Here is a 24380-nt window from a genome sequence, read left to right on the forward strand (position 1 = left end):
CGTGCGCGCCGGCGACCTCGTCACCGTCGACCTCGAGGTGCTCACGCCCGAGGGCGACGGGCTGTCCGAAAGCACAGGTACTTCGGTCCATGTCCCCGGGGTTTATCCCGGCGAGCGCGCCGAGGTCCGGGTCGAGCACGTCTCGCGCCAGACCCCGCGGGCCCACGCCCGCCTGCGCACGCTGCTGCAGGCCCACCCGGCCCGGGTCGCGCCGCCCTGCCCGCACAGCGACGCCGGCATCGCCCCCCGCCGCGGCGCCTGCTCCGGCTGCCCGCTGCAGGCCCTCGACCTCGCCGCCCAGCGCGAGCTCAAGCGCGCGGCTCTGGTCCGCCGCCACGGCCTCGACCCCGGCCCGCTGGTCGCCGGCCCCGACGCCTGGGGTTATCGGTGGTCGAGCAAGCGGATCATCACAGGTACTTCGGGACATGTCCTCGTGGGCAGCTACCACCGCGGCTCGCACGCCCCGGCCGCCATGAATGACTGCCGCGTCGACCACCCGAGCATCGCCGCCGCCGCGCGCGAGCTGCAGGCCGCCGCCTCGGCCCTGGCGATCGTCCCCTACGACGAGGCCACCGGCAGCGGCGACCTGCGCTACGCCTGGTTCAAGACCGACGGCCGGGACGTCCTCCTCACCCTCATCACCGCCGCCAGCCCGAGCCCCGCGGCCGAGCTGCTACCCGCCGCCCTGAAGCTGCCCGCCGGCGTCGCCTGGAGCGTGCAGGCCGGCCGCGGCAACGCCGTGCGCGGCGAGCCGCCCGTGCAGCTGCGCGGACGACCTGTCCTTTCAGTCAGCCTCGCCGGCGTCCCCGTCGAGGTCGGCCCGCTCGGGTTCTTGCAGCCCAATCCGCGCGTCGCCGAGCTCGCCTATCGCGACCTCGTCGCCGACGAGGCCGGCGCCCCGCACCGCGGCAAACTCGCCTTCGACCTCTACGCCGGCGCCGGGGTGACGACTGCCTTGCTGCGGCGCGAGTTCGCCGAGGTCGTCCCGTGCGAGGTCTACCCCGAGAGCGCCGCCGCGCTGGGCGTCCCCGCCGAACCCGCCGAGGTCTTCCTCGCCCGCCAGCAGGCCGAAGGTCGCCACCCCGAGCTCGTCGTCGCCAACCCGCCGCGCGGCGGCATGGGCCCCGCCGTGTGCGCCGCCCTGGTCCGCCAGGCCGCCCCGCGCCTGCAGATCATGAGCTGCAGCGCCGACGCCCTGGTCCGCGACCTCGCCACGCTGCAGGCCGGCGGCTACGTCCTCCGCCGCCTGCGCGCCTACGACACCCTGCCCCACACCCCACACCTCGAGCTCGTCGCCTGGCTGTCCCACGGGACAGGCGACGACTGAGCCTCAAGATCACCGCCGCGTCACCTCGACCGACGACCTCGCTTCGGACGAGCGTCGGCTCGCATCCGGGCGGCGGATCTCTCGGAGTTCATCGACCCCGAATTCAACATGTCTTTCGGAACATGCCCCCACGGGCATGTCCCTTAAAACAGCATCAGAGCTCGGCCTCGATCTCGCGCAGCAGCCCCGGCAGCGCGCGCAGATCGGCGGCCAGCCAGCGAGCGCCGGCTGCGCGCAGCTCGTCCTCGCTGCCCATCCCGTGCAGCACCCCGATGGTCGGGATCCCGTGGACCTGCGCGCCGGCCACGTCGTGGCGGCGGTCGCCGACCATCACCAGCCCCTCGGCGCGGCCGGCGAACGAATGCAGCGCGCGGGCGATCACCGCCGCCTTGGGCTCCACGTCGAGGGCGAGCGAGCGGCCGCAGATCGCCTTGAACAGGTGCGCCACCCCGAGGCCGGCGAGGATCGGTCGCGCGTACACCTCGGGCTTGCTGGTCGCCACGGCCAGCTCGGTGCGCTGCGCCAGCTCCGTCACCACCTCGACCAAACCGGCGGCCGGCCGCGTCTCGTCGACCGAGGTCGCCGCGTAGCGCTCGCGATACGCCGCGATGAAGCGCGCGAGCAGCTGCGGATCGTCGCCGATCACCGACTGCGCGCTCTCCTCGAGCGGCGGCCCGATCAGCGGCCGCAGCGACGTCAGGGTCAGCGGCGGGCGGCCGAGCGTCTGGAGCGCGTGGTTGAAGCAAGCGCCGATCGAGGCCAGCGAGTCGACCAGCACGCCGTCGAGGTCGAAGAGGACGCCGCGGAGCACGAGGGCTGTCTAGCACTCGCAGCGGCTTGAAGTCGCGCTCGGCGGGAGATCCGGAACTGTGGGACAGATCGTCGTGTGGATGCACACGATTGCATCGCAGCGCCAGGCGGCGGCCGACGCACGCATCGCAGCGCGTGTCGACTTCGCGACTGCGAAGCTCGCGACGAATGCAGCGCGCTCCGCAGTCGTGATGCGGCGCGGCGAGTCAGCACACGAATTGTCCCGAAGGACAGGTTGCGAGCCGCCGGCCGAGCGCCGAGAGAAGTCGTTGAACATCGCCGTAGAACGCCGTTGGAGCCCGAAATTCCGCGATCCGTGCGAGCGCACACGCGTGCGCGTCCACACGGTTTTGCGACGATCCATGACGACTTCGAGAGTCGCGCGACGATCGCCGATGTTCGCCAAGCAGCTCCCCCGGCCCACCGCACGCATCGCGCGAATCGTGCGAGAGCACACGATGCACAGCGGCACACGAAGCGACGAGCCCATGTAATTTTTTGTCTGCGATGGACGCTTCGCCGCAGCAACACCCCCCCGTCGAGTTCGAGACCGACCCCTCGCGCTACCACCATTGGCAAGTGCAGTACGACGGCGCGATTGCGAAGGTGCTGATGCGGGTCGACGCCGCCGCCGGTCTGCGCCCCGGCTACGAGCTCAAGCTCAACAGCTACGACCTCGGCGTCGACATCGAGCTGGCCGACGTGGTCCGCCGCCTGCGCTTCGAGCACCCCGAGGTGCGCACCGTCGTCGTCACCTCCGGTCACGACAACGTGTTCTGCGCCGGCGCCAACATCTTCATGCTCGGCAGCTCGACGCACGCGTGGAAGGTCAACTTCTGCAAGTTCACCAACGAGACGCGCTGCGAGATCGAGGACGCGACCGCTCACAGCGATCAGGTCTACGTCGCCGCGCTCAACGGCACCTGCGCCGGCGGCGGCTACGAGCTCGCGCTGGCGTGCGCCGAGATCTACCTGCAGGACGACGGCAACTCGGCGGTCAGCTTGCCCGAGGTGCCGCTGCTCGGCGTGTTGCCCGGCACCGGCGGCCTGACCCGCGTGGTCGACAAGCGCAAGGTCCGGCGCGACCGCGCTGACATCTTCTGCACCACCGCCGAGGGCGTGCGCGGCAAGCGTGCGCTGCAGTGGGGCCTCGTCGACGCCGTGTTCCCGCGCAGCCGCTTCGAGCAGGAGGTCGCCAAGAAGGCCAAGGCCTCCGCCGAGCGCAAGGTCGAGCTGCGGCCCGGCGAGCGCACCGGCGTCACCCTCGGCCCGATCACCCCCGATCGCAGCGAAGGCCGCCGCAGCTACCGCCACGTCGCGCTCATCTGGGACACGGCCACCCGCACCGCCACGATCACCGTCAAGGGCCCGAGCGCCGACGACGTGGCGCTGGTCGAGAAGGGCGCCGCCGCCATCCACGCCGCGGGCGACCAACTGTGGGCGCTCCGGGCCATGCGCGAGCTCGACGACGCGCTGCTGTGGCTGCGGTTCAACCTGCTCGACATCGGCCTGGTCCTGCTGCGCACCGAGGGCGACTCGGCGCGGGTGCTGGCCCACGACCGGGCGCTGTTCGCCGCCCGCGACCACTGGTTCGTCAGCGAGGTCGCGCTGCACATGGCCCGCGTGCTGCGCCGCCTCGACCTCACCAGCCGCTCGTTCTACGCCCTCGGCGACGCCACCGACTCGGCCTTCGCCGGCTGCCTGCTCGAGCTGGCCCTCGCCGCCGACCGCTTCTACCTGCTCGACGACGAGGCCGTGCGCGTCGGCCTCGGCCCCCTGAACTTTGGGACATTGCCGATGAGCCATGGCCCTTCGCGCCTGTCCGTGCGGCTCGCCGCCGATCCGGACCAGGTCGCCCGGCTGCACGAGCAGCAGGAGCTGATGGACCCCGAGGCGGCCGACGAGGCCGGCCTCGTCACCGTGCGGCTCGACAAGATCGACTGGGACGACGACACCCGCGTCGCCATCGAGGAGCGCGCCAGCATGTCGCCCGACGCGCTCACCGGCATGGAGGCCAACCTCCGCTTCGTCGGCGCCGAGAACGACACCAGCAAGATCTTCGCTCGACTCACCGCGTGGCAGAACTGGATCTTCATCCGGCCCAACGCCACCGGCCCCGAGGGCGCGCTCAGCCTCTACGGCAAGCCCCAGCGCCCGCACTTCGACCTCAACCGCGTGTAAGCACCCCCGACTTCACCCCCGCTCTCCCGCCCGTCTTCGGAGCACACGGATCCCATGGTCAGCAACAACGTCGACCTCAACGCCAAGATCCCCAACAACGTCGGGCTGTCCGACGACGTGAAGCTGCAGCGCGCGCTCGAGAGGTGGTTGCCCAACTACCTCGAGTGGTGGAACGACATGGGCCCGTCGGACTTCGCCCAGAAGAACGTCTACCTGCGCACCGCCGTGTCGGTCGACAACGACGGCTGGGCCCACTACGACCACGTCAAGATGCCCGACTACCGCTGGGGCATCTTCCTCAACCCGCGCCAGGAGGAGTCGCTGATCCGCTGCGGCGACGACGCTGGCAAGGCCGCGTGGCACGAGGTCCCGGGCGAGCACCGCAACGCGCTGCGCCGCATCATCGTCACCCAGGCCGACACCGAGCCGGCCAGCGTCGAGCAGCAGCGCCTGCTCGGCCACACCGCGCCCAGCCTCTACGACATGCGTAACCTGTTCCAGGTCAACGTCGAGGAGGGCCGCCACCTGTGGGCGATGGTCTACCTGCTCCACAAGTACTTCGGCCGTGACGGGCGCGACGAGGCCGACATGCTGCTCGAGCGGCGCAGCGGCGACCCCGACAAGCCGCGCATCCTCGGCGCGTTCAACCAGCCGTGCGACCACTGGCTGAGCTTCTTCGCGTTCACCATGTTCACCGACCGCGACGGCAAGTATCAGCTCGCCGCGCTGGCCCAGAGCGGCTTCGACCCGCTGGCCCGCACGACCGAGTTCATGCTCACCGAAGAGGCGCACCACCTGTTCGTCGGCGAGACCGGCATGGACCGCATCGTCAAGCGCTCGGCCGAGCTGCAGCGCCTCGACCCCAACGGCGACGTGCGCAACCAGGGCGGCATCGACTTCGACCTGATCCAGCGCACGATCAACTACTGGTACACCTACTCGCTCGATTTGTTCGGCGGCGAGATCTCGAGCAACGCCGCCGACTTCTTCGCCACCGGCCTCAAGGGCCGCTACCGCGAGGACAAGTACGAGGAGCACCGCGCCCTCGAGGGCACCTACCGCCTGCCCGTGGTCGAGAACGGCCGCCTCGGCGAGCGCGACGTGCCGATGCGCAACGCCATGAACGAGGTCCTGCGCGACGCCTACGTCCACGACTGCGAGCGCGCGCTCCGCAAGTGGAACCGCACCCTCGAGGAGGCCGGCTCGCCCACGCGCCTGGCCCTGCCGAGCCGCCGCTTCCACCGCCACCAGGGCATCTACGCCGACCACACCTTTGACCCGACCGGCAACCTGATCACCAGGGATCAGTTCGACCAGCGGCGTCACGAGTGGGTGCTGAACCCGGCCGACAACGACTACCTGCTGTCGATCATGAAGCCCGCGCACGAGCGCGGCAAGTTCGCCAACTGGATCGCCCCGCCGACCCGCGGCATCGAGGGTCAGCCGGTCGACTTCGAGTACGTCCAGCTGCGCGACTGATTCGTCGCTCGCTCCACGCCCACGGCCTCGGTTCTCGCGAACCGGGGCCGTTCGCATTTCGCGGCCTCGTCTTCGGCGTCGCGACGAAACAGGCCCCGCGCTGCGCGAGCCGGCTCCGGCTCACCGAACCGGGGCCGCTTCTGCGTCGCGCTCACAATGGGGGCAGGAGAGGTCGCCGCTGCGTCGTTCGAGCAGCGGCGCGACCTGTCCTTTCGCTCAGGAGCGGCCGTAGACCGGCACGATCGCCCCGCTCGTCACCCCGAGGCCCGGGGACACCAGCGCGTGCACCGTGCGGGCGATCTCCGTCGGCTTGGTCCAGCGCGAGAAGTCGGCGTCCGGCATGCTCTTGCGGTTGATCGGCGTGTCGATGAGGCCCGGGGCGATCGCGTTGACCGTGATGCCCTCCTCGCGCAGTTCCTCGGCGAGCTGGCCGGTGAGCGCCGCGATGGCTCCCTTGGCCATCGCGTAGGCGGACAGGCCGGCGGCCGGCTGGCTGACCGCGCGGGCGACGGTGTTGACGATGCGCCCGCCCTGCCCGCCGCTCGCCCGGATCTTCGCCACCGCCGCGCGGCTGCACAGGAACGCCGTCACCGCGTTGAGCGTCCACTGGCCCTGGACCGTCGCCAGGTCGGTGTCCGCGAGCTTGGCCCAGGTGAAGCCGCCGGCCAGGTGGACCGAGGCCCACAGCGCCGGCAGCTCGCCGTAGAACCCGGCCACGGCTGCCTCTTGAGACAGGTCGACGCGCGGCACGTAGCGCACCCCGCCGACCCGCTCACCCGGCCCGTCGTCGATCGCCGGCACCACCACGTTCGCGCCGGCGTCAGCCAGCTCCTGGACGACGGCCCCACCGAGCGCGCCTGCGCCTCCGGTGACGACGATGGTGAGCCCCTCGAGATCGCGCTGCATGTCCTGAGATCCTTCCGTGTCTCTCGTTGTTGTCGCTGTCCGAAAGTACTTGTCCGAACGGTCACCCGCGGTGTCACCCGCGGTGGACGAATACCTTGATCATGTGCCACTCGATGAGGGTCACCTGCTCGGGCGTCACCTTCATCTCGTTGTCGTCGACCATGCGGCGGATGACCTCGACGACCTCGCCCTCGCTGGTCGGCGGCGCCTTCTCGACCTCCGACAGCTCGTGGCACTGGCTGCACACGCTCTCGTAGGTCTTGCGCGCGGCGACCTCGTCGACCGGGCGCGGCGCGGCCGGCTCGGTCGCGGTGGCGACGGCCTCGGCCGACGGCGGCGGCGCGGCCAGGGCGGCGTCGGCCTGCACGCGCTGCTCCTCCTGGGCCCGGCGCTCCTTGAGCGAGCGCTGGAGGTCGCGCGAGATGGCGATCATGTAGGCCGTGACCTGCCAGCCCTCGAACTCGGAGATCGGCTCGTTGAAGCTGGGCTTGATGACCATGCGGTCGACGGTGCCGACCCAGTCGAGCGGCGAGCGCGGCCGGTCGAGGATCGTCTTGAGGTCGTGGCAGGCGACGCACTTCTTGAGCAGCACCTGGCGGCCCGCCTGCAGCGAGTCGACCGTCGACAGCTCGTCGACCGGCGCCTCTTCAGGCAGCTTGGCCGACTCGAGCAGCCGCTTCACGCGGGCCCGGTTGTCGTCGCCGTAGACGTCGCCCATCTCGCTGGCGAGCACCATCTCGCGGAACGCGTGCGGCATCGACAGCCCGGCGAGCATGATCGTGCATACCAGCAGCGCCGTGCCCAGCGCCGGCATCCACTCCTCGAGGTGGCGGAAGAACCGCAAGATCGCCACCTTGACCAGCAGGATGAAGCCCACCCCCATGCCGAGGCACATGTGCGCGACGGTCCGCGCCGGCCACTCGACCTGGTAGTTCCACATCCGCGGCACCATCTCGAACATCAAGACGATGTAGATCAGGACGTAGAACCACCCGAGCTGTCGGTGCAGCCGCATCAGCGACGGCGGGGCCGCGCTCGTGCGCGTGGCTTTGTCGAACGGAAAGCCCCAGAGGTAGTACATCAGGAACACGGCAGCCGTGCCGACGACCAAAAACAGGAGCCCGAGCGAGGCGCTGAGAATGACGTCCATGTCGTTCGCCTGCGCCCATCATAACCCCGGGCCGTGCGCCCCGGCGAGGGCGTACAGCAGGATCGCGGTGGCGGCCGCGACCCCCAGCGAGTCGACCCCCGGGCGCATCGGGATCGCGACCTCGTCGTCGCCGACCGCGCGCAACGCCGCCGGCAGCCCCTGGCCCTCGCTGCCGACCAGGATCACCAGCCGCGCCGGTCGCACCACCGCCCCCAGGGGCCGCGCTCGCGGACCGGGCGTGGCCGCCAGCACGGTGGCCCCCGCCCCGCGCAGCCGCTGGACCGCCCCGACGAGGTCACCGACGCCGAGGGTCGCCTGGGCGAACACGTTCCCGGCCGCGGCGCGGATCGCCCGCCGACTCAGTGGGTCCGCGCCGGCGCGGTCGAGCAGGAGCAGGTCGACGCCAAAAGCCCGGGCAGCCCGGACGATGGCGCCGACATTGGCCGGGTCGGCCAGGCCCTGGGCGAGCAAGACGGTGTACGCCGGGCGCCCGGCGACATCTTCTAAAAGGGTGTCCTCGAGGACAGGTTGACGATCTGTCTCCGGGGACATGTCATTCCAGCGCAGCCCCGCAGGCCGCAGCCCGCAGGCCGCGACGCCGCGGTGGAAATTCTGGCCGACGGCCTGCCGCAGCACCGCCTGCTCGCCGACGTAGACCGGGACCTCGGGCCGGGCCGCCAAGATCGGCGCGAGCCGCTCGCAGTGACTGGCCGTCGTCAGCACCGAGGCCACGCCGTAGTCGCTCCGCAGCAAGCGCTCGACCACCAGCTCGCTCTCGGCGACGAAGCGGTGCGGGTCGGAGCGGTGAGCGAGCGCCTCCAGAGCCCTGTAGTCGGCGAGGCGCGGGTCGTCGGGATCGTCGACGCGAACCGGGATCATGCTCGGCCTTGTAACAGCGCGGCGAACTCAGGGAGCCCGAACGAGTCGCAGGCCCGCCAGGCGCCCCTCACCGGCCCTGGACCAGCCGGTGCCAGGTCCGCACCCACGTCGCCCGGCTCGCCGTCCCCGGCATGCCGCTTCCGGCGAGCAGAGCCACGCAGGCGGGGAACAGCCACGCCTCGCCGGACTCGGCCGCGGCGATCGCCGCGCGCACGTCCGGGTGCTCGCGGCCGAGGTAGAGCGCCGGCGGCTCCCCGACCACGCGCGGCGAGCCGGCACCAGCGCACAGCTCGACCCGCTCGGGCGACCCGGCCCCGCCATGCACGGCCGCGCGCAGCGCCGCCAGGAATTGCCGCTCGGCCGACGACAGCGCCGAGTCCGGCAACGGCCGCCGCGCCCCGCCGAACGCCTGCGAGAGCCGCCGCCAGCCGCGCGCCAGGCTTGCCGAGGCCGGCAACTGCTCGTTTCCGCGCGGCGGTGGCGAGCGAAACCGCAAGTTCAATAATTCGGCCAGGATCCCGCGCTCGGCCGTGCCGAGGAGCAGGACCGGCGGTCCGGGCAGGGCGAACGCCTCGGGGTCCTGGTCGGGGTCGAGGGCGAACGCCGGCTCCGGTCGGGCCAGCGCCGGCAGGCTCTCGATCGGCAACCATCGCCGCTCGTCGCGGCTCACCAGCGCCGGCACCACTGGCAGCGCCAGCACCTCGGCCGCGCGTCGCCGCGAGCGCAGCGCCTGCAGCAGCAGGTGCAGCACCCGCGCCTGGCTGACGGTCGGCAGGCTGGCCGAGCGCGCCCCGGTGGCCAGCATCAACTGCACACCGGCGTCGACGATCGCCTCGAGCGCCGGTGCGATCGCCTCGCGCAGGTCGGCCGCGGTCGCGGAAGGGGTCAGCTCGCCGGCCGCGATCTTGTCCGCCAGCTCGACCACCGCCTCGAAGCACGGCGCGCGCGTGACCCCCACGTGCGTCGACACCACCCCGTCGACCAGCAGCCAGATCCGCGCCGGCTCGCCGCGATGGGCCAGCCCCACGTGCCCGCGCAGCTTGAACTGCGGCAGCTCGAGCTCGGCGCGCGCGAGGAACTGGCGCAGGCCGTCGCCGAGCGCCGCCCCGTCGACGCGGATCGCCGCCGGCGCGAAGCGGGCCACGTCGGCCAGGTAGCTGCGCGCGCGAGCCGGCTCGAGCTCGGCTCCGCGGACCACGAACTCGGTCCCGCGGCCGCCGGACGGATCTGCCCCTTCGGACAGGTTCGCCCGCCCTGGCCCCGCGAACTCGAGGCGACGCACCAGCCCGTGCGAGCGCGCGACGATCTCGACCCGCCCCGGGCGCAGCGCCGGCAGGGCCAGCAGCGCCAGCGCCCCGGCCTGCTCGAGCGCCAGCAGGGCCCGGTGCCGCCGCTCGGCCGGGACCCCGGCGTCGAGCAGGTCCGCCACCGCCAGCAGCAGCTCGCGCCCGATCGCCGCCCCGTCGTCGCGCACGCGCACCGACGCCCGCCCGAGCTCGACCTCGACCGTGCGGGCCCCGGCCGCCAGCGCCCGCCGCACCAGCTCCGCCGGCAGCTGCCACGGCCCCTGCAGCTGCGCCGTCGCCAGCTTGCGCAGCTCGGCCTCGATGTCGATCGCCAACAGCTGGCGCAGGTCGACCGTCTCGCTCACCCAGGCCTCCTCGCGCTGGCTCGCTTCCCCCAGATGTCCCGAAGGACATGTCTCGAAACAACCTCGCTTAACATGTCCCGAAGGACATGTCGCGGAGCAACCTCGAAGGACATGTCCCGAGCGACAGCCATGATCTCGAGCCGACACCCGGCCCGGAGTCCATTCTGCTCGCTCGCTTCGAGCCGACGCGCCCTGCCCGCGCGCTGCCTGTCCCGAGAGACATCCCGCCCGCTCACGCCGAGCCCGCGCGCCTCGCCCGCCCGTTGCCTGTCCCGAGAGACATCCAGTCCGCTCACGCCGGCCTCCCGCGGGCCGCCTCGTGCACCGCGTCGCGGGCCGCCGCGCGCAGCAGGCGGGCCGTGCGTTCCGGGCCGAGGTCGAGGCGGTCGAGCAGATAGTCGAGCGCCGCGAACACGGCCGCCGCCGGGCGACTCGCCAGCGCCCCCGCGGCGTCCTGCAGCCACGGGTTGTGCGCCCCGACCACCACCACCCGGCGCCCGCGCAGCGGTGATTTGCGCAAGCGCAGCGGCGCCAGGTCGAGGCTTCGCAGCTCCTCGCTGCCGAGCGAAGGGCTGGCCAGCGCCTGCCACGGCTCGCCGGCCGCGGTCAGGCGCGCGCTCACGGCCCTGAGCAATTCGGTCTCCTGCGCGCTCGCCAGCAGCGCGTCCCACAGATCGAGGTCGGTCGCGCCGAGCGCATCGGCGACCGCGCGGGCCTCGGCGCGCTCCTCGTCGAGCACCGCCGCGTCGCCGGCCAGCGCGTCGACGGCCAGCGGCGTGCGCCGGCGCGTGCGGTACAGCCGGCCGCGGGCCGCCAGCCGCTTGGCCTGCGCCAGCGACAGCGCCCCGCCGGCGGCCGTCGGCACCAGCGGCCGCTCGAACACCGCCGGCACCGCCTGGAACACCTCCGGCTGCTGCAGCGCCCCCTGCAGCAGCCGCGACAGATCGCCCGTCGCGTCGAGCGCCACCCGCCGGCGCGTCCGCTCGCGCAGCAGCCCCAGCAGCGCCACCGCGAACAGCGCCGCCGCCCCGATCGCCAGCCCCCACGGCGCCAGCGCGCGCGGCGGTGACATGACCCTTTCGACATGTTCTGAAGAACCTGCCCCGACGGCCATCTCCGCCGGCCCGTCGCTCGCCGCGCCCGCCGGTTCGCCGGCAGTCTCGTCCGTCGCCCCGACCGTCTCCCACGCCGCGTCGATCTCCCCCGGCTCGACCGGCCCCGCCGGCGTCCCGAGAGCGATCCCCGTGCTCGCGTCGGCCACCGCCCACTCGCCGTCCTGCCCGCGGTACTCCGCCCACGCGTGCAGCCACGGGTTGACCCGCCCGTTTTGGCCCACGAACCCGATCGCCAGCCGCGACTCGACCCCCGCCTCCTGCAGCAGCGCCGTCAGCAGCCCGTTCTGCACGTCGCAGTCGCCTTGCCCGATCTCGAGCGCGCGGGTGATGAAGTGCTCGCCAGCCAGCGCCCGGTGCTGCGCCGCCACCTCGGGCGCCGTGCTGTACGCCACCAGCTCGCGGGTCAGCCGCGTCAGCGCCGACACCCGCGCGGCGATCGCTCGTCCGCGCAGCGCTCGCGCCTCGCGGCGCACGTCGGCTGGCAGCAGCCCCGACGACACCGGCCGGATCGGCCTGCCCGCCGGCGCCGGCGCGGTGCGGTAGCGCAGCGTCCCGTCCGACGGCGCCGCCAGCATCAGCAGCGCGTCGTCGTCGGCCCCGCGCTGCAGCACCACCGGCGCGCCCTCGGGGTGGTCGGCGTCGCTCAGCGCCGCGCTGCCGTCGACCACCCGGTGGCCGGTCGGCACCGGCAGCCGCATCGGCCCGGCCGGCGCGCCGAGCCGCAGCTCGACCTCCGGGCACACCTGTCCTTCGAGACATGTCGTGAAGACATAATCACCGCCCGGCGCCGGCGCCCGCGCCTCGGCCGCGTCGCCCAGGCGGGTGAACAGCAGCGCCGCGAAGTGCAGGCGCAGGTCGGCCGGGCGGAACGTCAGCGGCGGCTCGCGGGCCCCGGCCCCGGTCAGCACGTCGACCTGCGGCCCGCGGTAGCGCGCCGCCAGGTCGGAGTAACGGGCCGGCAGGTTGGCGCTGGCCGTTTCGCCATGTTCGATGGGACCTGTCCCGTAGGACATCCCGGGCGCCGGCCGGAAGCGGGCCCACACGCGGTCGCCCCACAGCGCCCACGCCGCCCCGCCGGCCAGCGCCGCCCCCAGCAGCGCCGCCAGGAACATGCGCACCGCCAGCGAGCGGCGGACCAGCCCGCGCAGCGCCGCCCACGGCCGCTGCCACAGCGGCAGCGGCCGGATCGCGTCGAGCTGGCGGGCGATCAGCCCCTCGAGCTCCCGCTGGGCCAGGTCGACCAGCCGGCGCAGCGCCTTGTTGTCGCGCGCGTCGGAGCGCGACAGCATCAGCTCGAGCGCGTCGCTCTCGAGCAGCGCCTGCGGGGCCAGCCGCCCCGGCAGCTCGGTGAACTGGACCCGGCTGTTGTCGGTGCTGCGGCCGCCGGCCACCACGAAATCGGAGAGCGAAGCCGCCGAGCGGACCCGGAGCCCGCGCGAGAACAGCTCGACCCGCGCCGCCTCGCCGAGCCCCACCACCCCGCGCACCCGCCCGCGGCGGAAGCTCGCGCTCGGGGCCGGCAGCGCGAACGGCTTGTTGACCTTGCGGCCGTTGACCGTCACCGTCAGCGGCCGCTCCGGATCGTCGCGCGTCGCCAGGAACCGCGCGTTCTGCAGCGCCGCGTCGAACACCCGCCGCTCGAGCGCCTCGTCGACTGCCGCCCGCTCGAGCTCGATCTCCGTGCCCGGCAGGCTCGGCGGCGTCGTCTTGCGCGCCGTCGAAAGATCGCCGTCGAGCTCGAGCGCCCACGCCCCCGACCTGTCCTCCGGGTCAGGTGAGTTCGGGTCCGGGCGCCGCGCCCGCGAGCGGATCGCTATCCGCTCCGGCTCGAAGCGCAGCACCGACCAGAAGCCGACCCCGAAGCGCCCGACCTGGTCGCGGCGCGACTCCTTGCTCGACGCGTACAGCGCGAACAAATAGCGGCGCGCGTGGGCGAAGGTCATGCCCTCGCCGTCGTCGCGGCAGCGCAGCACCCACCGACCGCCGCGCGCCTCGGCCGTGAACTCGACCTTCGTCGCCCCGGCGTCGCGGGCGTTCTGCAGCAGCTCGCGCACGAACACCCACGGGTCGGGCCCGTAGCGGTCGGCCTCGGCGCGGGCGCGGGCCCGGAACTCGGAGCCAGGCGGCGCGCCTGTCATCCTGCGGCCTCGAGCCGGCCGTGGTGCGGCGGGGACACGCGAGCAGTGTACCGGCTCGCGCGGCCGGGACGAGCGCGCTCGGCTTCAGGCCGGCGTTCGCGCCCGCGGCGAGCTTTCTGCCCGTCCTCGCGGCGGACCCGGGCGCCTCCCCGGCGCTCCGCGGGGCCGCGCTGCTCGCTCGGCGGCCCACCGGGCACGACTTCGCTCCGCCCCGTGTCGTCCTCGACCTTACCCGCCCGCCGCCACGCCGCCGGCCGGAGGCGTCAGAGCTCGAACTTCACCGGTCCCTCGTCGCTGTGCACCAACAGGTGCGCGCTGGCCACCGCGATCGGCCGCGCGCGGTCGTCCTGCCACGCCTCCACGCGGACATTGGTGACGCGGCGGCCCTGGCGGGTCGGCACCCCGCGGGCGAACGTATCGACGGGCCGACCGGAGCGCAGGTACTCCACGGTGAGACTGATCGTGCGCGGCGTCGCTGGAGGCGCGCTCTCCCACAGCAGCTGGAAGATCGCCGTCGACTCGAGCAGCGCGCACAGGGCTCCCCCGTGCAGCGCCGGCAGCATCGGATTGCCGATCAGCTGCTCGCCGAACCGCATCACCCCCTGCAGCTCCCCCGCGTGCGGCCCATCCGGCGCCAGCCGCAGCGAGATCCCCATCGTCTGCGCGTATGGGATCACCGCGGCCAGGCGGCCCGGATCGCCGGCCGCGCGGGCCTCGGCCACCACCTGCTGCAACCACGCGTCGGTCGGGCTCACGCGGCCCCCTCGGTGCGGCTGGTGGTGCGCGTGCCGAGCATGAAGGTCCCGGCGCTGGTGGCGATCGGGTCGTCCTCGCTGTCGAGGAACGCCACCCCGCGGACGAACGCCACGTGGCGCGTCACCTTGTAGCAGTGCGCGCGGGCGATCACCGCGCGGCCTGGCGCGGCCGGCTTGAGGTAATCGATGCGGAGGTCGAGCGTGGCGATCGCCATCGGCTTCTGCAGCGCCTGGAACACCGCCGCCCCGCAGCAGGCGTCGATCAGCGCCGAGATCGCCCCGCCGTGCAGCACCCCGGTCTCGGGGTTGCCGACCAGGCGGGGGTCGTACGGCAGCAACAGCTCGGCTCGCGCGTCGCTCATCGCCCGCAGCTCGAGGCCGAGCGCCTTGTTGTGCGGCACCCCCCGCATGAACCGCTGGCCCAGCTCGCGCAGGCGCGCGAGCTCTTCCGCGTCGAGTCGCTCGTCGGGCATCGATCGTGGTTATGCCACGACCTCGACCGGCACGGCGTGCTTGGGATTGAGCCCGGGGATCTCGGTCTCGGCGATGACCACGTAGCGCAGGTTCTCCGCGTTCGGCGCCAGATCGGCCGGCAGCGTGAGGACCACCGGCATCTCCAGCTGCTCGTCCTTGCCGAGCGTGCGGCCGCCCAGCGGGATCGTCACGTTGGCGTGTTGCTGCCAGAACGCGAAGTCGCCGCGGCCCTGCGCAGTGTACACCATGCGCTCCTCGTCGAAGTGCAGGCGCACGTCCTGGACCGCCACGTCGTAGTCTCCGCCGCGCAAGGTCACGGTGGCGTGCAGCTCGGCCCCCGCGCGCACCGGCGTGTCGACCCGCGACAGCTCGATCGTCGCCTTGCCGATCCCCACGATGCTCTTGAGTCGGTCCAGGATCTCCATGCTTCGCACTTAGCCGAACCCGGCCCGCGCGGCACGTGAATCTCGGTTCATACGCTGCGCCGCGCTCGCGGGGTGGCCGGGTGTGCGACCCGGCCCGCTCGCTCGCCCGCGATCGCGGCACGGCCCGCTCGCCCGTGATCGCAGGACGGCCCGCTCGCCGGCGGTCGCGGGTCTTGTTCGTGCTGCCGCTCGCGCGGTCGCTCGCCGCGTGCGACCTGGCGCGCTCGCTCGGCCCGCTCGCTCGGCTTGCCGGGGATCGCAGGTCTTGTTCGTGCTGCCGCTCGCGGGGTCGCTCGCCGCGCGCGACCCGGCCGCGCTCGGCCGCCAGTAACCGCCGCGCGTCGGCCTCGCCTTCGCTTCGCGCTCGCGTGCACATCCGGCGCGACGTCGCGGCGGCCGGCGCTCGCCGGGCCCCCTCGTTCCGCGCCCGCTTGCCGATCGCGGCGGCCGAGCTCGGTGGACCGCCTCCCTCCGCCCGGTCCGTTTCTTGAGCGAGCGGCCGGCCCGCGCTAAAAGCTGAGCTGCGCCATGCGTGCAATCACTCCTGCCCTGCTCGGTCTGTGCGTCCTCGGCCTCGCCTGCGCCCGGTCCCGGCCGGACGCGACTGCCTCTGCGGCCCCTGCCGCTCCCACCGTCGCCAGCGGCCCCGGGAGCGACCCGTGCGCCGTCTACATCGAGCGCGTCGCCCCGGGCGTGCGCTGCGCCGCCGTCGACGACGCCCACTGCACCTGCGAGCTCGTCGCTGCTGCGAGCGCGTCAGCGCCGGACGTCGCCGCGAATTCGAGCAGCGCTTCCGGCGCACCCACCGCTCCGACCGGCGACGCTGCCGTCGCCAACCTCGAATTTGCGAGGGGCCCGCAGAACACGATCGTGCAGTGCGTGAGCGGCCCGTGTCCGACGCGCTCGGCCGACTTCATCACCGGCGTCTATCCGCCGATCGCCATCCCGGCCGCCGGCGCGACCGTGCAGCTCGAGTTCCGGGCGATGCACTACAAGCCCTACGTCGGCAGCTACAACCTCGTGCCCGGCCGCAACTTCATTCAGTTCGCGCTCGAGCGGGAGTTCGGCGCCCCCGAGAGCGCCGTGTTCCAGTTCGAGGGCGCCCCCGCCGGCACCACCGTCGAGTGCGTCAGCGGGCCGTGCGTCAACAACAAGCCTTACACGGTCGACAAGTTCCCCGAGCTCCCGCTCAAGGACGACGGCGCGACCTTGCTGCTCCGCTTCAACGCCCCCGGCTACCGCACCGCCATGACCTCGTTCCAGGTCCGCCGCGGCCCCAACGCCGTGCCGGTGCTGATGGAGAAGGCCCCTCTCGGCAGGTGACGACCGGGCTCGGCGAACGCTGCGAGTGATTCGCCTCGCCATCACTGCGGGGCGCACGGCGAGCCGCCCCGCCGGCATGTCGACCGCGAGATCACGGCCCGCCGCTGCGCGACGAATGATCCGCCGCGGCGCGAGCGATCGCTTCGACACCCGCCCTGTGAGCCGTCCCCGCGACCGCGCCCCGTCGACGCGGACCTGCGAGGTCACGTCTGCGCCGCGCCGCGCCACGCGTGATGCGATGGAGCCTCCGCACGAGTGAGCTCCGCTGCGCTGCCGTCGACCGGCATGCCAGCCCTTCGCCGCGGTCATCGCTTATGCTTCGCCGCTCATGGCGACCCGACCCACCGCTCCGGACCAGGCAGCGAACACGCGGCGTGAACCCGTTCCGGGCGAGACGACGACCGCCCCGCATGAGCCATCCGGGCTCGCTCCGAGCAGCGCAGCGACCGCCCAGCGCCACGAGCCCGCCCCGCTCCTGCCCCAGCGCCGCGAGAGCCTCGCGCGCGCCGTCGTCGACCTCGGCTACACGCCGGGCCGCGCCGACATGCGCGACGTCGTCGAGCTGCTCGGCGACGACGAGGACCTCGCCGTCCACGTCGAGCGCGCCCTCCTGCGGGCCGGCGCCGCCGCGGCTCCGGCCCTCCTGCGCCGCCTGCCCGGGGCAGAGCCGCCGCTGCGCCCGCGCCTCGTCCGCGTGCTCGGCCGCCTGCCTGCCGACCCCGCCATTGACATGTCCTTAAAAACATGTCTCGAAGACCATGACCCGAAGACCAGGCGCAACGCCATCGGCGCGCTCGGCAAGCGCGGCGGCGAGGGCGTCGCCACCGCCCTGCTGACTTGCGCCCGCGCCGAGACCTCGCTGCCGCACCTGCGCAGCCTGGTCGAGGCGCTCGGCAAGGTCGGCGACGCCGACGCCCTCGCCTGGCTCGACCGCCTCGAGGCCGACGACCCCGAGCTGCAGCGCCTGACCGCGCGCGCCCGCCTGATGCTCGGCCGCAGCCTCGGCCGCGGCGAGGTCGACTCCGCGATCGACCTCGAAGCCGTCGCCCCGGCCCCGCGCCCGCTGGTGCTCGGCTGCCGCCCCGGCCTCGAGACGCTGCTCGCCGAGGCCCTCGGCGCCGCCTTCGCCCCCCGCGTCGTCGCCCCCGGCCGCGTCACCGCGACCCTGCGCGGCCCGCTGCGCGAGCTGCTCGCCGTGCGCCTGTGGACCGAGGTCGGCCTGCCGCTGCCGCCCCTGTCCGCCGGGACAGATCTGTCCGCGGCCGTGGCGGCGCTGCTGACCGGCCCCGAGGCGCGCCTGGTCTTTGGGACATATACCAAGGGACAGGTCCGCTATCGGCTCGCCTGGGCCCGCGGCGGCCACCGCCGCGCCCTCGTGTGGCAGGTCGCCGCCGCCGCCGCCGCGCTGTGGCCGGAGCTGGTCAACGACCCACGCGAGACGACCTGGGAGGTCGTGGTCGACGACGCCGGTCTGCTCGTCCGCGCCGAGCTGCGCCCGCGCCGGTGGAGCGCCGAACGCCCGCCCGCCGACCTCACCAGCGCCAGCGCCGACGACCTCGCCAGCGACGACAAGCCCGCGCTCGAGACCACCGACCCGCGGTTCGCCTACCGCAGCGGCGACGTCCCCGCCGCCTCGCACCCGACGATCGCCGCCGCCCTCGCGCAGCTCGCCGAGGTCCGCCCCGACGACGTCGTCTGGGACCCGTTCGTCGGCTCCGGCCTCGAGCTGTGCGAGCGCGGCCTGCTCGGCCCCGCCACGACCCTGCTCGGCACCGACCTCGACCCACGCGCCCTCGCCGTCGCCGCCACCAACCTGCGCAACGCCGGCCTGCGCGCCGACCTCCGCCAGGCCGACGCGACCACCCACCGACCGCCGGGCGTCACCCTCGTCATCACCAACCCGCCGATGGGCCGCCGCGTCCATCGCGGCGACGTCGGCCCGCTGCTGACGGCCTTCATCGCCAACGCGGCCGCGACCCTGGCCCCCGGCGGCCGCCTGGCGTGGATCTCGCCGATCCCCCGGACCACCGACCCGGCAGCCGAGGCGGCCGGCCTGGTCCTGCGCCGCTCGCTGAACCTCGACATGGGCGGCTTCACGGCCCAGCTCCAGCTGTGGGACAAGCCGTCGCGCCTGGGCCGCCGCGCCCGCGCGTGAGACCCAAAAGCGAAGAGGCGGGGCGCCAGGCGCTCCGCCTCTTCTGCTGTCTGTTTTTGAGAGTGCCCAGGGACGGAATCGAACCGCCGACACGGGGATTTTCAGTCCCCTGCTCTACCGACTGAGCTACCTGGGCGCGGGGGCGCAGTGGTACGAGATCCGGGGCCGGCCGTCAAGCTCCCGGCGAGCCTCCGGCGGGCGGGCCGCCACGAGACCGGAGACATTTCTCACCACCTTCGCGGACTCGTGCACCGCGCGCCCCGGCGAGGTCCCAGTCTTCACGGGGTTCGGGGCTGCGTCCGAGCGACTCATGGCCTCGTCGGTGAACCAGTTTCTCGTGCATGCAATGGTGATACGCGAGTCCAGGTCCGGCTCGCAGAAAGCATGGTTCGGCTCAGCCGGGCCTCATCGCCGATCTCCACCGGGTGTGAGCACCTCAAAACGTATATGAAGAGGCGAGCTCGACTCACTGGCAACTATTCGCAAAATTCCGAATAGTTCGTACCGACGATCACCAATGTGTGGTCCCTCGAGGGTTTTGCGAGCGACGCTTCCGCCCGAAGATCCATGATAGCGACGCCGAGCGCAGCATCGACGACGAGCTCAATGCAGGCGAGCGTACCCGTCGACGGACGAGCGCACGACCCCCGGCGAAGAGGGCCGCGAGCAAGAAGCGCTGAGTCGCCGGGCGAGCGGCCTCAGTACTTCGGGAACACCGCCGTCAGCAGCAGCGCCTCGACGTCGTCGCTGCGCATCACCCGGCCCAGCGTCTCATTGAACAGCTCCGAGAACGCCAGCGAGCCGAGCGCGCGCGTGCGGATGAACTCGAGGTCGAGCTCGTGGCGGATGTCGACCTTGTAGTCGTGGCGGCTGGGCGTCAGCGTCGGCACCCACGAGCCGTGGATCGTGAACGAGAAATCGAGCTCGGAGTGGCCCAGGCGGACGATCGGGCCCTTCGTGATGTCGGCGGCGTCGAACAGCCACAGCTCCTCGCCGGTCGACCCCAGCGTGCGCGGCACCGAGTCCGACGCGTGGGCCAGCACCGCGATGTAGCCGTCGCGCGCGTGGCGGGGCCCGCCGCGGCGGGGCACGAAGTTGGGCGACAGCAAGCTCCAGCCGTTCGGCGCCGTATAGCTGCGCAGCGCCCCCGTCTCGGTGTCGATCTCGAGCAGCCGCGGCGGCTCGCCGTCGGCCAGCGGCAGCGCCGCGATGTCGACGCGCGGCGCGTACGCGGACAGCAGGCGCGCCGGCACCAGCTCCGGCGCGAACCCGCTGGTGTTGTAATAGACGACCTCGATCGGGTCCTCGCGGCTGCGGCGGGCGTATGTCCCGAGGGCCAGGCCCCAGGTCTCGCGGCCCTCGACGAAGCGTGACTCCGTCTTACCCGACGGCACGTGGACCTTGTGGATCCCCAGCCGCCCGCGGGCCAGCGCGCAGGGGATCTGCATGCCCGCGACCTCGATCCCGGCCTCACCGCCGCTCAGCAGGTCGTCCCCCTGGTGGATCCACTCCGACACGTCGAGCGTCGGCGTGTGCGGCACGATCAGCCGCACCGTCTCGCCGTCGTCCTCGAAGTCGGCGTAGAAGTGCACCGACTCGCCCTCGAGCTCGATGCGGTGGGCCATCACCGGCGTCGGGTGGTCCGCGAACCCGCCCGCGCGCGGCCGCAGGTCGCGGCGGCGGATCGCGTAGATCACCGTGCTCGGCCGCTGCGTCCGCATCGTGCTCGCGCCCAGCAGGTCGCGCAGCGGCCCGACCGGCAGCACCTGCCCCAGCACGTCGAGCGCCAGCTGCCGCATCTCGACCACGAACGCCGAGTCCTGCACGAGGACCCAGTTGCGCGTCACCTGGATCTGGTGGACGCACTGGTGGATCTGGACCGGCTCGCCGTCGCCATCGATCAGGCTGAAGTGCTCGAGCGCCTTGCCTGTCCAGCGGACCAGGTGGGAAAAGCCAGCCCGGCCGCCGGGCGCCGGGTTGGAGAAGTTGACCGAGAACAGCTCGCCGGTCGCCTCGTCCTCGGCGGGGTGGGCGGTGCTCAGCACCAGCGGGAAGGGCCACGGCAGCGGGATCGAGCCCAGCCACTCGTCGGCCTTGCCGATCGGGGTCACGAGCTCGAGCGTGACCGGGTCGAACTCCCACGGGCGGCCGGCGTCGGTCGTCACGATCATGCGGTCGCGCAGCGGGATCGGCGAATTGCTCAGCACCGTGCGGACCCCCAGCAGCGGCGAGATCCGCGACAGGCCGATGTCGCGGAACTGCATCAGCTCGCCGAAGTTGGTGGCCGCCCGGTCGGCGTAGTGACACGGCGGCCGCATGATGTTCTGGGCCAGGCGCACGCGGTCGGGCGCGAGGTCGAAGCGATAGATCGTGCCCTCGCCGGTGAAGGCCGGGCGCCCGAGCGAGGCGATCGAGCCGGCGATGAACAGGTGCCCGTGGATGTCCGCCGGCAGCGCCCCGTCCAGCACGTTCAGCTCGAGCTCGCGTCCCAGGCAGTCGAGGTCCTCAGCGCCGCTGCTGAGCATCGACGTCGGCATGATGCGGCTGGGTCCCTGCGGGATCTCCATGGGCCACATCGTCCAGGATCGGCGGCGCAAAGCCCCCGCTTCGGTCCGCGCGCGGCCGTGTGGATCCTCAAGACATTACCGCGCGCGAACGCGCTGGAGGACATGTCCCGAAGTACACGTGACGGGCGCTTCACTTTTGGCTCAGCGTCTCGCTGTACGCGTCCTGTCCGCTGTCGGGGTCGATGAAGCGCACCAGCACCTCGTCGGCGGCCGGGTCGAACGTGATGATGCAACCGTGCGGGCTCGCCGAGCCGAACGAGAACTGCGACCCGGCGAGGAAGTCGCCGAGGATGTTGGTGTTGCCGCCGGTCACGGCGATCTCGCGCGTCTTGGCGACCACCCCGTCACCGTCCGGCTCGATGTGGCTGATGAAGCACGTGTGGAAGTCCCCCGACAGGAACCAGACGTTGGCGACCGCCTCGCTGGCGATGAAATCGAGCAGCTCCTGGCGCTGCAGCGGGTAGCCCTCCCAGCGGTCGTTGGCCGCGAAGTCCCACGGGATCGTCGGCATGTCGGTGATCGGCACCGAGTTGAGGATCACCTTGAAGTGACACGGGCTCGTCTGCAGCCGCTGCTTGAGCCACGCCATCTGCTCCTTGCTGATGTAGATCGGGTCGCCCGAGTTCGCGGTCGACGGCTTCCGCTCGGTCCGGCAGTCGAGCACGATGAACTCGACCGTCAGGCCCCAGCGGAAGCTCTGCCACACGCGGAAGTCCTGCGGCGCATCGGTCACAGGGATGGCCTCGAAGTACGAGGTCATCGCGTCCTGCAGCCGCTGCGGATCGATCGTCTCCGGGTTGAAGTCGTTGGTGACCTCGTGGTCGTCGAGCGTGCAATAGAGGCCGGCGCGCGCGTAAGCCAGGGCCATGCCGCCGGCGTCGGCGACCGCGAGGTACGACTGCCAGCTGCTGCGATAGTCCGCCAGCGACATCTCGCCGTCGTTGTAGGCCATGTCGCCGAGGTGGAGGAAGACGTCGTAGTACTCGTCGCTGGTCCGCTGCAGCGCCGGCCACGGGAAGTTGTCGAGCCCGTTGCAGCACGAGATCGCCACCGTGATCGGCTCGAGCGCGTCGTCGGCGATCGCGGTGCGGAACTCGCCCAGCATCCCCCGCGCGATCGGCTCGCCGCCGTCGGTGGTGAAGAAGCCGTAGCGGTACCACTGGCCCGGACACAGCCCGTCGACGAGCTGCCGCAAGTAGCCGCTCTCGTCGGGCATCACCTCGAGCTCGTGGACCACCCGCACCGTGCCGGGCGCGTCGCCCGGCTGCCACACGCGCAGCAGCGCCGGCTCCGGCAGCTCGCTGCGGCCGTGCAGCAGCGCCGACTCCTGCCGCATCGCGCCGGCCATCACCGCGGTCGGGAACCGGGCCAGATCCTCGGCCAGCGCGTCGGGGGCGAAGGCGATCTCGCGGCCCTCGCAGGCCTGCGGCTCGGCGCCCATGTCGCTCGGCTCGCCGGTGCTGCTGGAGGTCGTGCTGTCGTCGCCGGTGGTGGTCGAGTCGACGCCGGTGGTCGTCGTCCCGTCGGTGCCGGTGGCCGACGTGCTCGTGGTCGGCGCGTCGGTGGTCGGCACCTCGCCGCCGGTCGTGCTGCTGCCGGCGCCGGTGCTGCTGCCGTCGGGCCCCTCGGTGCCCGCCATCACGTCGTCGGCGCAGGCCGGCACCGCCACCAGCGTCGCACCTGCGAGTTTTAAAAAGTCTCGCCGCGCGAGCTTTCGTGGGCCCCCGGTCTCGTCATCGTGGTCGGACATCGCGGGCCCGACTTTATGGGCACTCCGCATCACATCGCTGCGAACTCGGCGTGACCTTCAGCGCGCGGCTGCCCGGGCCCGGCGGATGCAGAAGCGCCGAGCATGGCCGCGAAGACACGCCGCGCGGTTCGTGCGAGGTCCCGATCCCGGGGCCCCGTCGGGCCTGTTTGCGGCGCTCGAAGGCGGCGGGATGGAAGGTGCCGGGGGTGACAGGCGCGCTCTCGAGTCTCGCGGGGTGTCGGACCTGCTCGCGGCGCTCGCCGTCATTGATGATATGTCCTAAAAGACATATCAATGCATCCCGGTGCGCAGGCCTGCGGCTGGAGGGCGACGCCGAGCGGGGGCGCTTGCCGACAGGCGTGAAACGCGCTGTGGCCGGCCGTATTGGTCGATCGGCGCTCCTCGTGGTACCGTGGCGCGGTGTCGCGCAGCGTCTTCATCGCGCTCGTCGCCCTCGCCGGGTGCACGGCGCCCGGGCTCGATCACTTCCTGACCGCTCCGCCGCAGCAGGACGCGACCACCCGCGCGGAGTCCTCGAGCTCCGGTTCGACGGGCGGCGACCCGGACTCGAGCACGGGGACCTCGGTCATGACCTCGACGACCTCGACCGGCACCACGGACGGCCCGGGCGGCTCCGAGACGGACAGCGACGGCAGCAGCGGCGACGGCAGCAGCAGCAGCACGACCGGCAGCGTCGGCGAGTGCGGGGACGGCCTCGTCGACGTCGACGAGGAGTGCGACGACGCCAACGCCGACCCCGACGACGGCTGCGCCGCCTGCTTTCGCGACCGGTGGGTCTTCGCCACCAGCATGATGTTCCAGCCCGACCTCATCGGCGGCCTCGCCGGGGCCGACAGCCTGTGCGGCCAGCTCGCCAACCAGGCCGGCCTCGGCGACAATTGGCAGAGCTACCGCGCCTGGCTCAGCGACAGCAGCACCAGCGCCGGCGAGCGCATCTTCGCCGGCATGGGTCGCTACCGCCGCCGCGACGGCGTGGTCATCGCCGAGAACTTCGAGCAGTTCCTCTCGGGCACGCTCAGCGCCACCTTCGACGTCGACGAGTTCGGCCAGACCGCCCTCGGCGGTGCCTGGACCGGCACCCTGCCCGACGGCACCGCTGCTGTCGGCGTCAGCCACTGCGACGACTGGACGATCGACGACCTGGCGGCGATCCAGGGCCACTACGGTCAGAGTGGCGCGATCGACGGCCGCTGGACCTTCGATCCCGACGCCGCTTTCAACCCGACCAGTTGCGCCGGGACGCTGCGGCTCTACTGCTTCGAGGGCGCCTGAGC

17 protein-coding genes and 1 tRNA gene are annotated in these 24380 nt (G+C 72.7%); 6 read left to right on the top strand and 12 right to left on the bottom strand.

Going from position 1 to position 24380, the window contains the following annotated elements:
• The first annotated feature begins 1 nt into the window (after position 1).
• Complete coding sequence (locus tag POL25_RS44320) at positions 2 to 1327, top strand: class I SAM-dependent RNA methyltransferase (protein WP_272086731.1); 1326 nt, start codon at positions 2 to 4, stop codon at positions 1325 to 1327.
• A 154-nt stretch (positions 1328 to 1481) separates the two neighbouring features.
• Here the strand turns inward: POL25_RS44320 and POL25_RS15200 are convergent, their stop codons facing one another.
• On the bottom strand, positions 1482 to 2138 hold the full coding sequence (locus POL25_RS15200; protein WP_272086732.1) for an HAD hydrolase-like protein: 657 nt from the start codon (positions 2136 to 2138) through the stop codon (positions 1482 to 1484).
• A 506-nt stretch (positions 2139 to 2644) separates the two neighbouring features.
• Here POL25_RS15200 and boxC point away from each other — a divergent pair.
• Both boxC and boxB read left to right on the top strand, forming a co-directional pair.
• Positions 2645 to 4318: a 2,3-epoxybenzoyl-CoA dihydrolase gene (gene boxC / locus POL25_RS15205; protein ID WP_272086733.1), complete on the top strand. Its 1674-nt coding sequence runs from the start codon at positions 2645 to 2647 to the stop codon at positions 4316 to 4318.
• A 54-nt stretch (positions 4319 to 4372) separates the two neighbouring features.
• A complete protein-coding gene (boxB, locus tag POL25_RS15210; protein ID WP_272086734.1) occupies positions 4373 to 5797 on the top strand; it encodes a benzoyl-CoA 2,3-epoxidase subunit BoxB in 1425 nt (474 codons plus the stop codon).
• Positions 5798 to 6013: 216 nt separating this feature from the next.
• Here boxB and POL25_RS15215 read toward each other — a convergent pair whose 3' ends face one another.
• From POL25_RS15215 to POL25_RS15250, 8 genes are all read right to left on the bottom strand, one after another.
• Positions 6014 to 6703 carry an SDR family NAD(P)-dependent oxidoreductase gene (locus POL25_RS15215; RefSeq protein WP_272086735.1) on the bottom strand — a complete coding sequence of 230 codons (690 nt, stop codon included), beginning with the start codon at positions 6701 to 6703 and terminating at the stop codon, positions 6014 to 6016.
• Between the two features lie 73 nt (positions 6704 to 6776).
• A complete protein-coding gene (locus POL25_RS15220) occupies positions 6777 to 7853 on the bottom strand; it encodes a hypothetical protein (RefSeq protein ID WP_272086736.1) in 1077 nt (358 codons plus the stop codon).
• A gap of 18 nt (positions 7854 to 7871) precedes the next feature.
• Complete coding sequence (locus tag POL25_RS15225) at positions 7872 to 8732, bottom strand: TrmH family RNA methyltransferase (protein ID WP_272086737.1); 861 nt, start codon at positions 8730 to 8732, stop codon at positions 7872 to 7874.
• 67 nt (positions 8733 to 8799) lie between these two features.
• On the bottom strand, positions 8800 to 10383 hold the full coding sequence (locus POL25_RS15230; RefSeq protein WP_272086738.1) for a hypothetical protein: 1584 nt from the start codon (positions 10381 to 10383) through the stop codon (positions 8800 to 8802).
• A 292-nt stretch (positions 10384 to 10675) separates the two neighbouring features.
• Positions 10676 to 13636 carry a sacsin N-terminal ATP-binding-like domain-containing protein gene (locus POL25_RS15235; protein ID WP_272086739.1) on the bottom strand — a complete coding sequence of 987 codons (2961 nt, stop codon included), beginning with the start codon at positions 13634 to 13636 and terminating at the stop codon, positions 10676 to 10678.
• Positions 13637 to 13899: 263 nt separating this feature from the next.
• The gene (locus tag POL25_RS44325) at positions 13900 to 14391 is read right to left on the bottom strand and encodes a PaaI family thioesterase (RefSeq protein WP_272086740.1); all 492 of its coding nucleotides are present in this window, start codon (positions 14389 to 14391) and stop codon (positions 13900 to 13902) included.
• Positions 14388 to 14864, bottom strand: coding sequence for a PaaI family thioesterase (locus POL25_RS15245; RefSeq protein ID WP_272086741.1), 477 nt, complete (start codon positions 14862 to 14864; stop codon positions 14388 to 14390). The genes POL25_RS44325 and POL25_RS15245 overlap by 4 nt, the downstream gene beginning before the upstream one ends.
• Before the next feature lie 9 nt (positions 14865 to 14873).
• Positions 14874 to 15290 (bottom strand): sporulation protein, encoded by a 417-nt coding sequence (locus POL25_RS15250; protein ID WP_272086742.1) that lies wholly within the window; start codon positions 15288 to 15290, stop codon positions 14874 to 14876.
• Positions 15291 to 15818: 528 nt separating this feature from the next.
• Between POL25_RS15250 and POL25_RS15255 the strand changes: the two genes are divergently transcribed.
• Both POL25_RS15255 and POL25_RS15260 read left to right on the top strand, forming a co-directional pair.
• The gene (locus POL25_RS15255; protein WP_272086743.1) at positions 15819 to 16613 is read left to right on the top strand and encodes a hypothetical protein; all 795 of its coding nucleotides are present in this window, start codon (positions 15819 to 15821) and stop codon (positions 16611 to 16613) included.
• A 328-nt stretch (positions 16614 to 16941) separates the two neighbouring features.
• Positions 16942 to 18768 carry a HEAT repeat domain-containing protein gene (locus POL25_RS15260; protein ID WP_272086744.1) on the top strand — a complete coding sequence of 609 codons (1827 nt, stop codon included), beginning with the start codon at positions 16942 to 16944 and terminating at the stop codon, positions 18766 to 18768.
• A 63-nt stretch (positions 18769 to 18831) separates the two neighbouring features.
• Here the strand turns inward: POL25_RS15260 and POL25_RS15265 are convergent.
• The 3 genes from POL25_RS15265 to POL25_RS15275 form a co-directional block, all read right to left on the bottom strand.
• Positions 18832 to 18904, bottom strand: a tRNA-Phe gene (locus POL25_RS15265).
• A 562-nt stretch (positions 18905 to 19466) separates the two neighbouring features.
• Entirely contained in the window at positions 19467 to 21335 is a 1869-nt protein-coding gene (locus tag POL25_RS15270) for a carotenoid oxygenase family protein (protein WP_272086745.1), read from the bottom strand.
• Positions 21336 to 21465: 130 nt separating this feature from the next.
• Entirely contained in the window at positions 21466 to 23085 is a 1620-nt protein-coding gene (locus tag POL25_RS15275; protein WP_272086746.1) for an alkaline phosphatase D family protein, read from the bottom strand.
• Positions 23086 to 23505: 420 nt separating this feature from the next.
• Here POL25_RS15275 and POL25_RS15280 point away from each other — a divergent pair, with 420 nt between their 5' ends.
• Positions 23506 to 24378, top strand: coding sequence for a DUF4215 domain-containing protein (locus POL25_RS15280; RefSeq protein ID WP_272086747.1), 873 nt, complete (start codon positions 23506 to 23508; stop codon positions 24376 to 24378).
• Positions 24379 to 24380: the final 2 nt, after the last annotated feature.

The organism is Nannocystis bainbridge (assembly GCF_028368995.1).
GTDB classification, from domain to species: Bacteria; Myxococcota_A; Polyangia; order Nannocystales; family Nannocystaceae; genus Nannocystis; species Nannocystis bainbridge.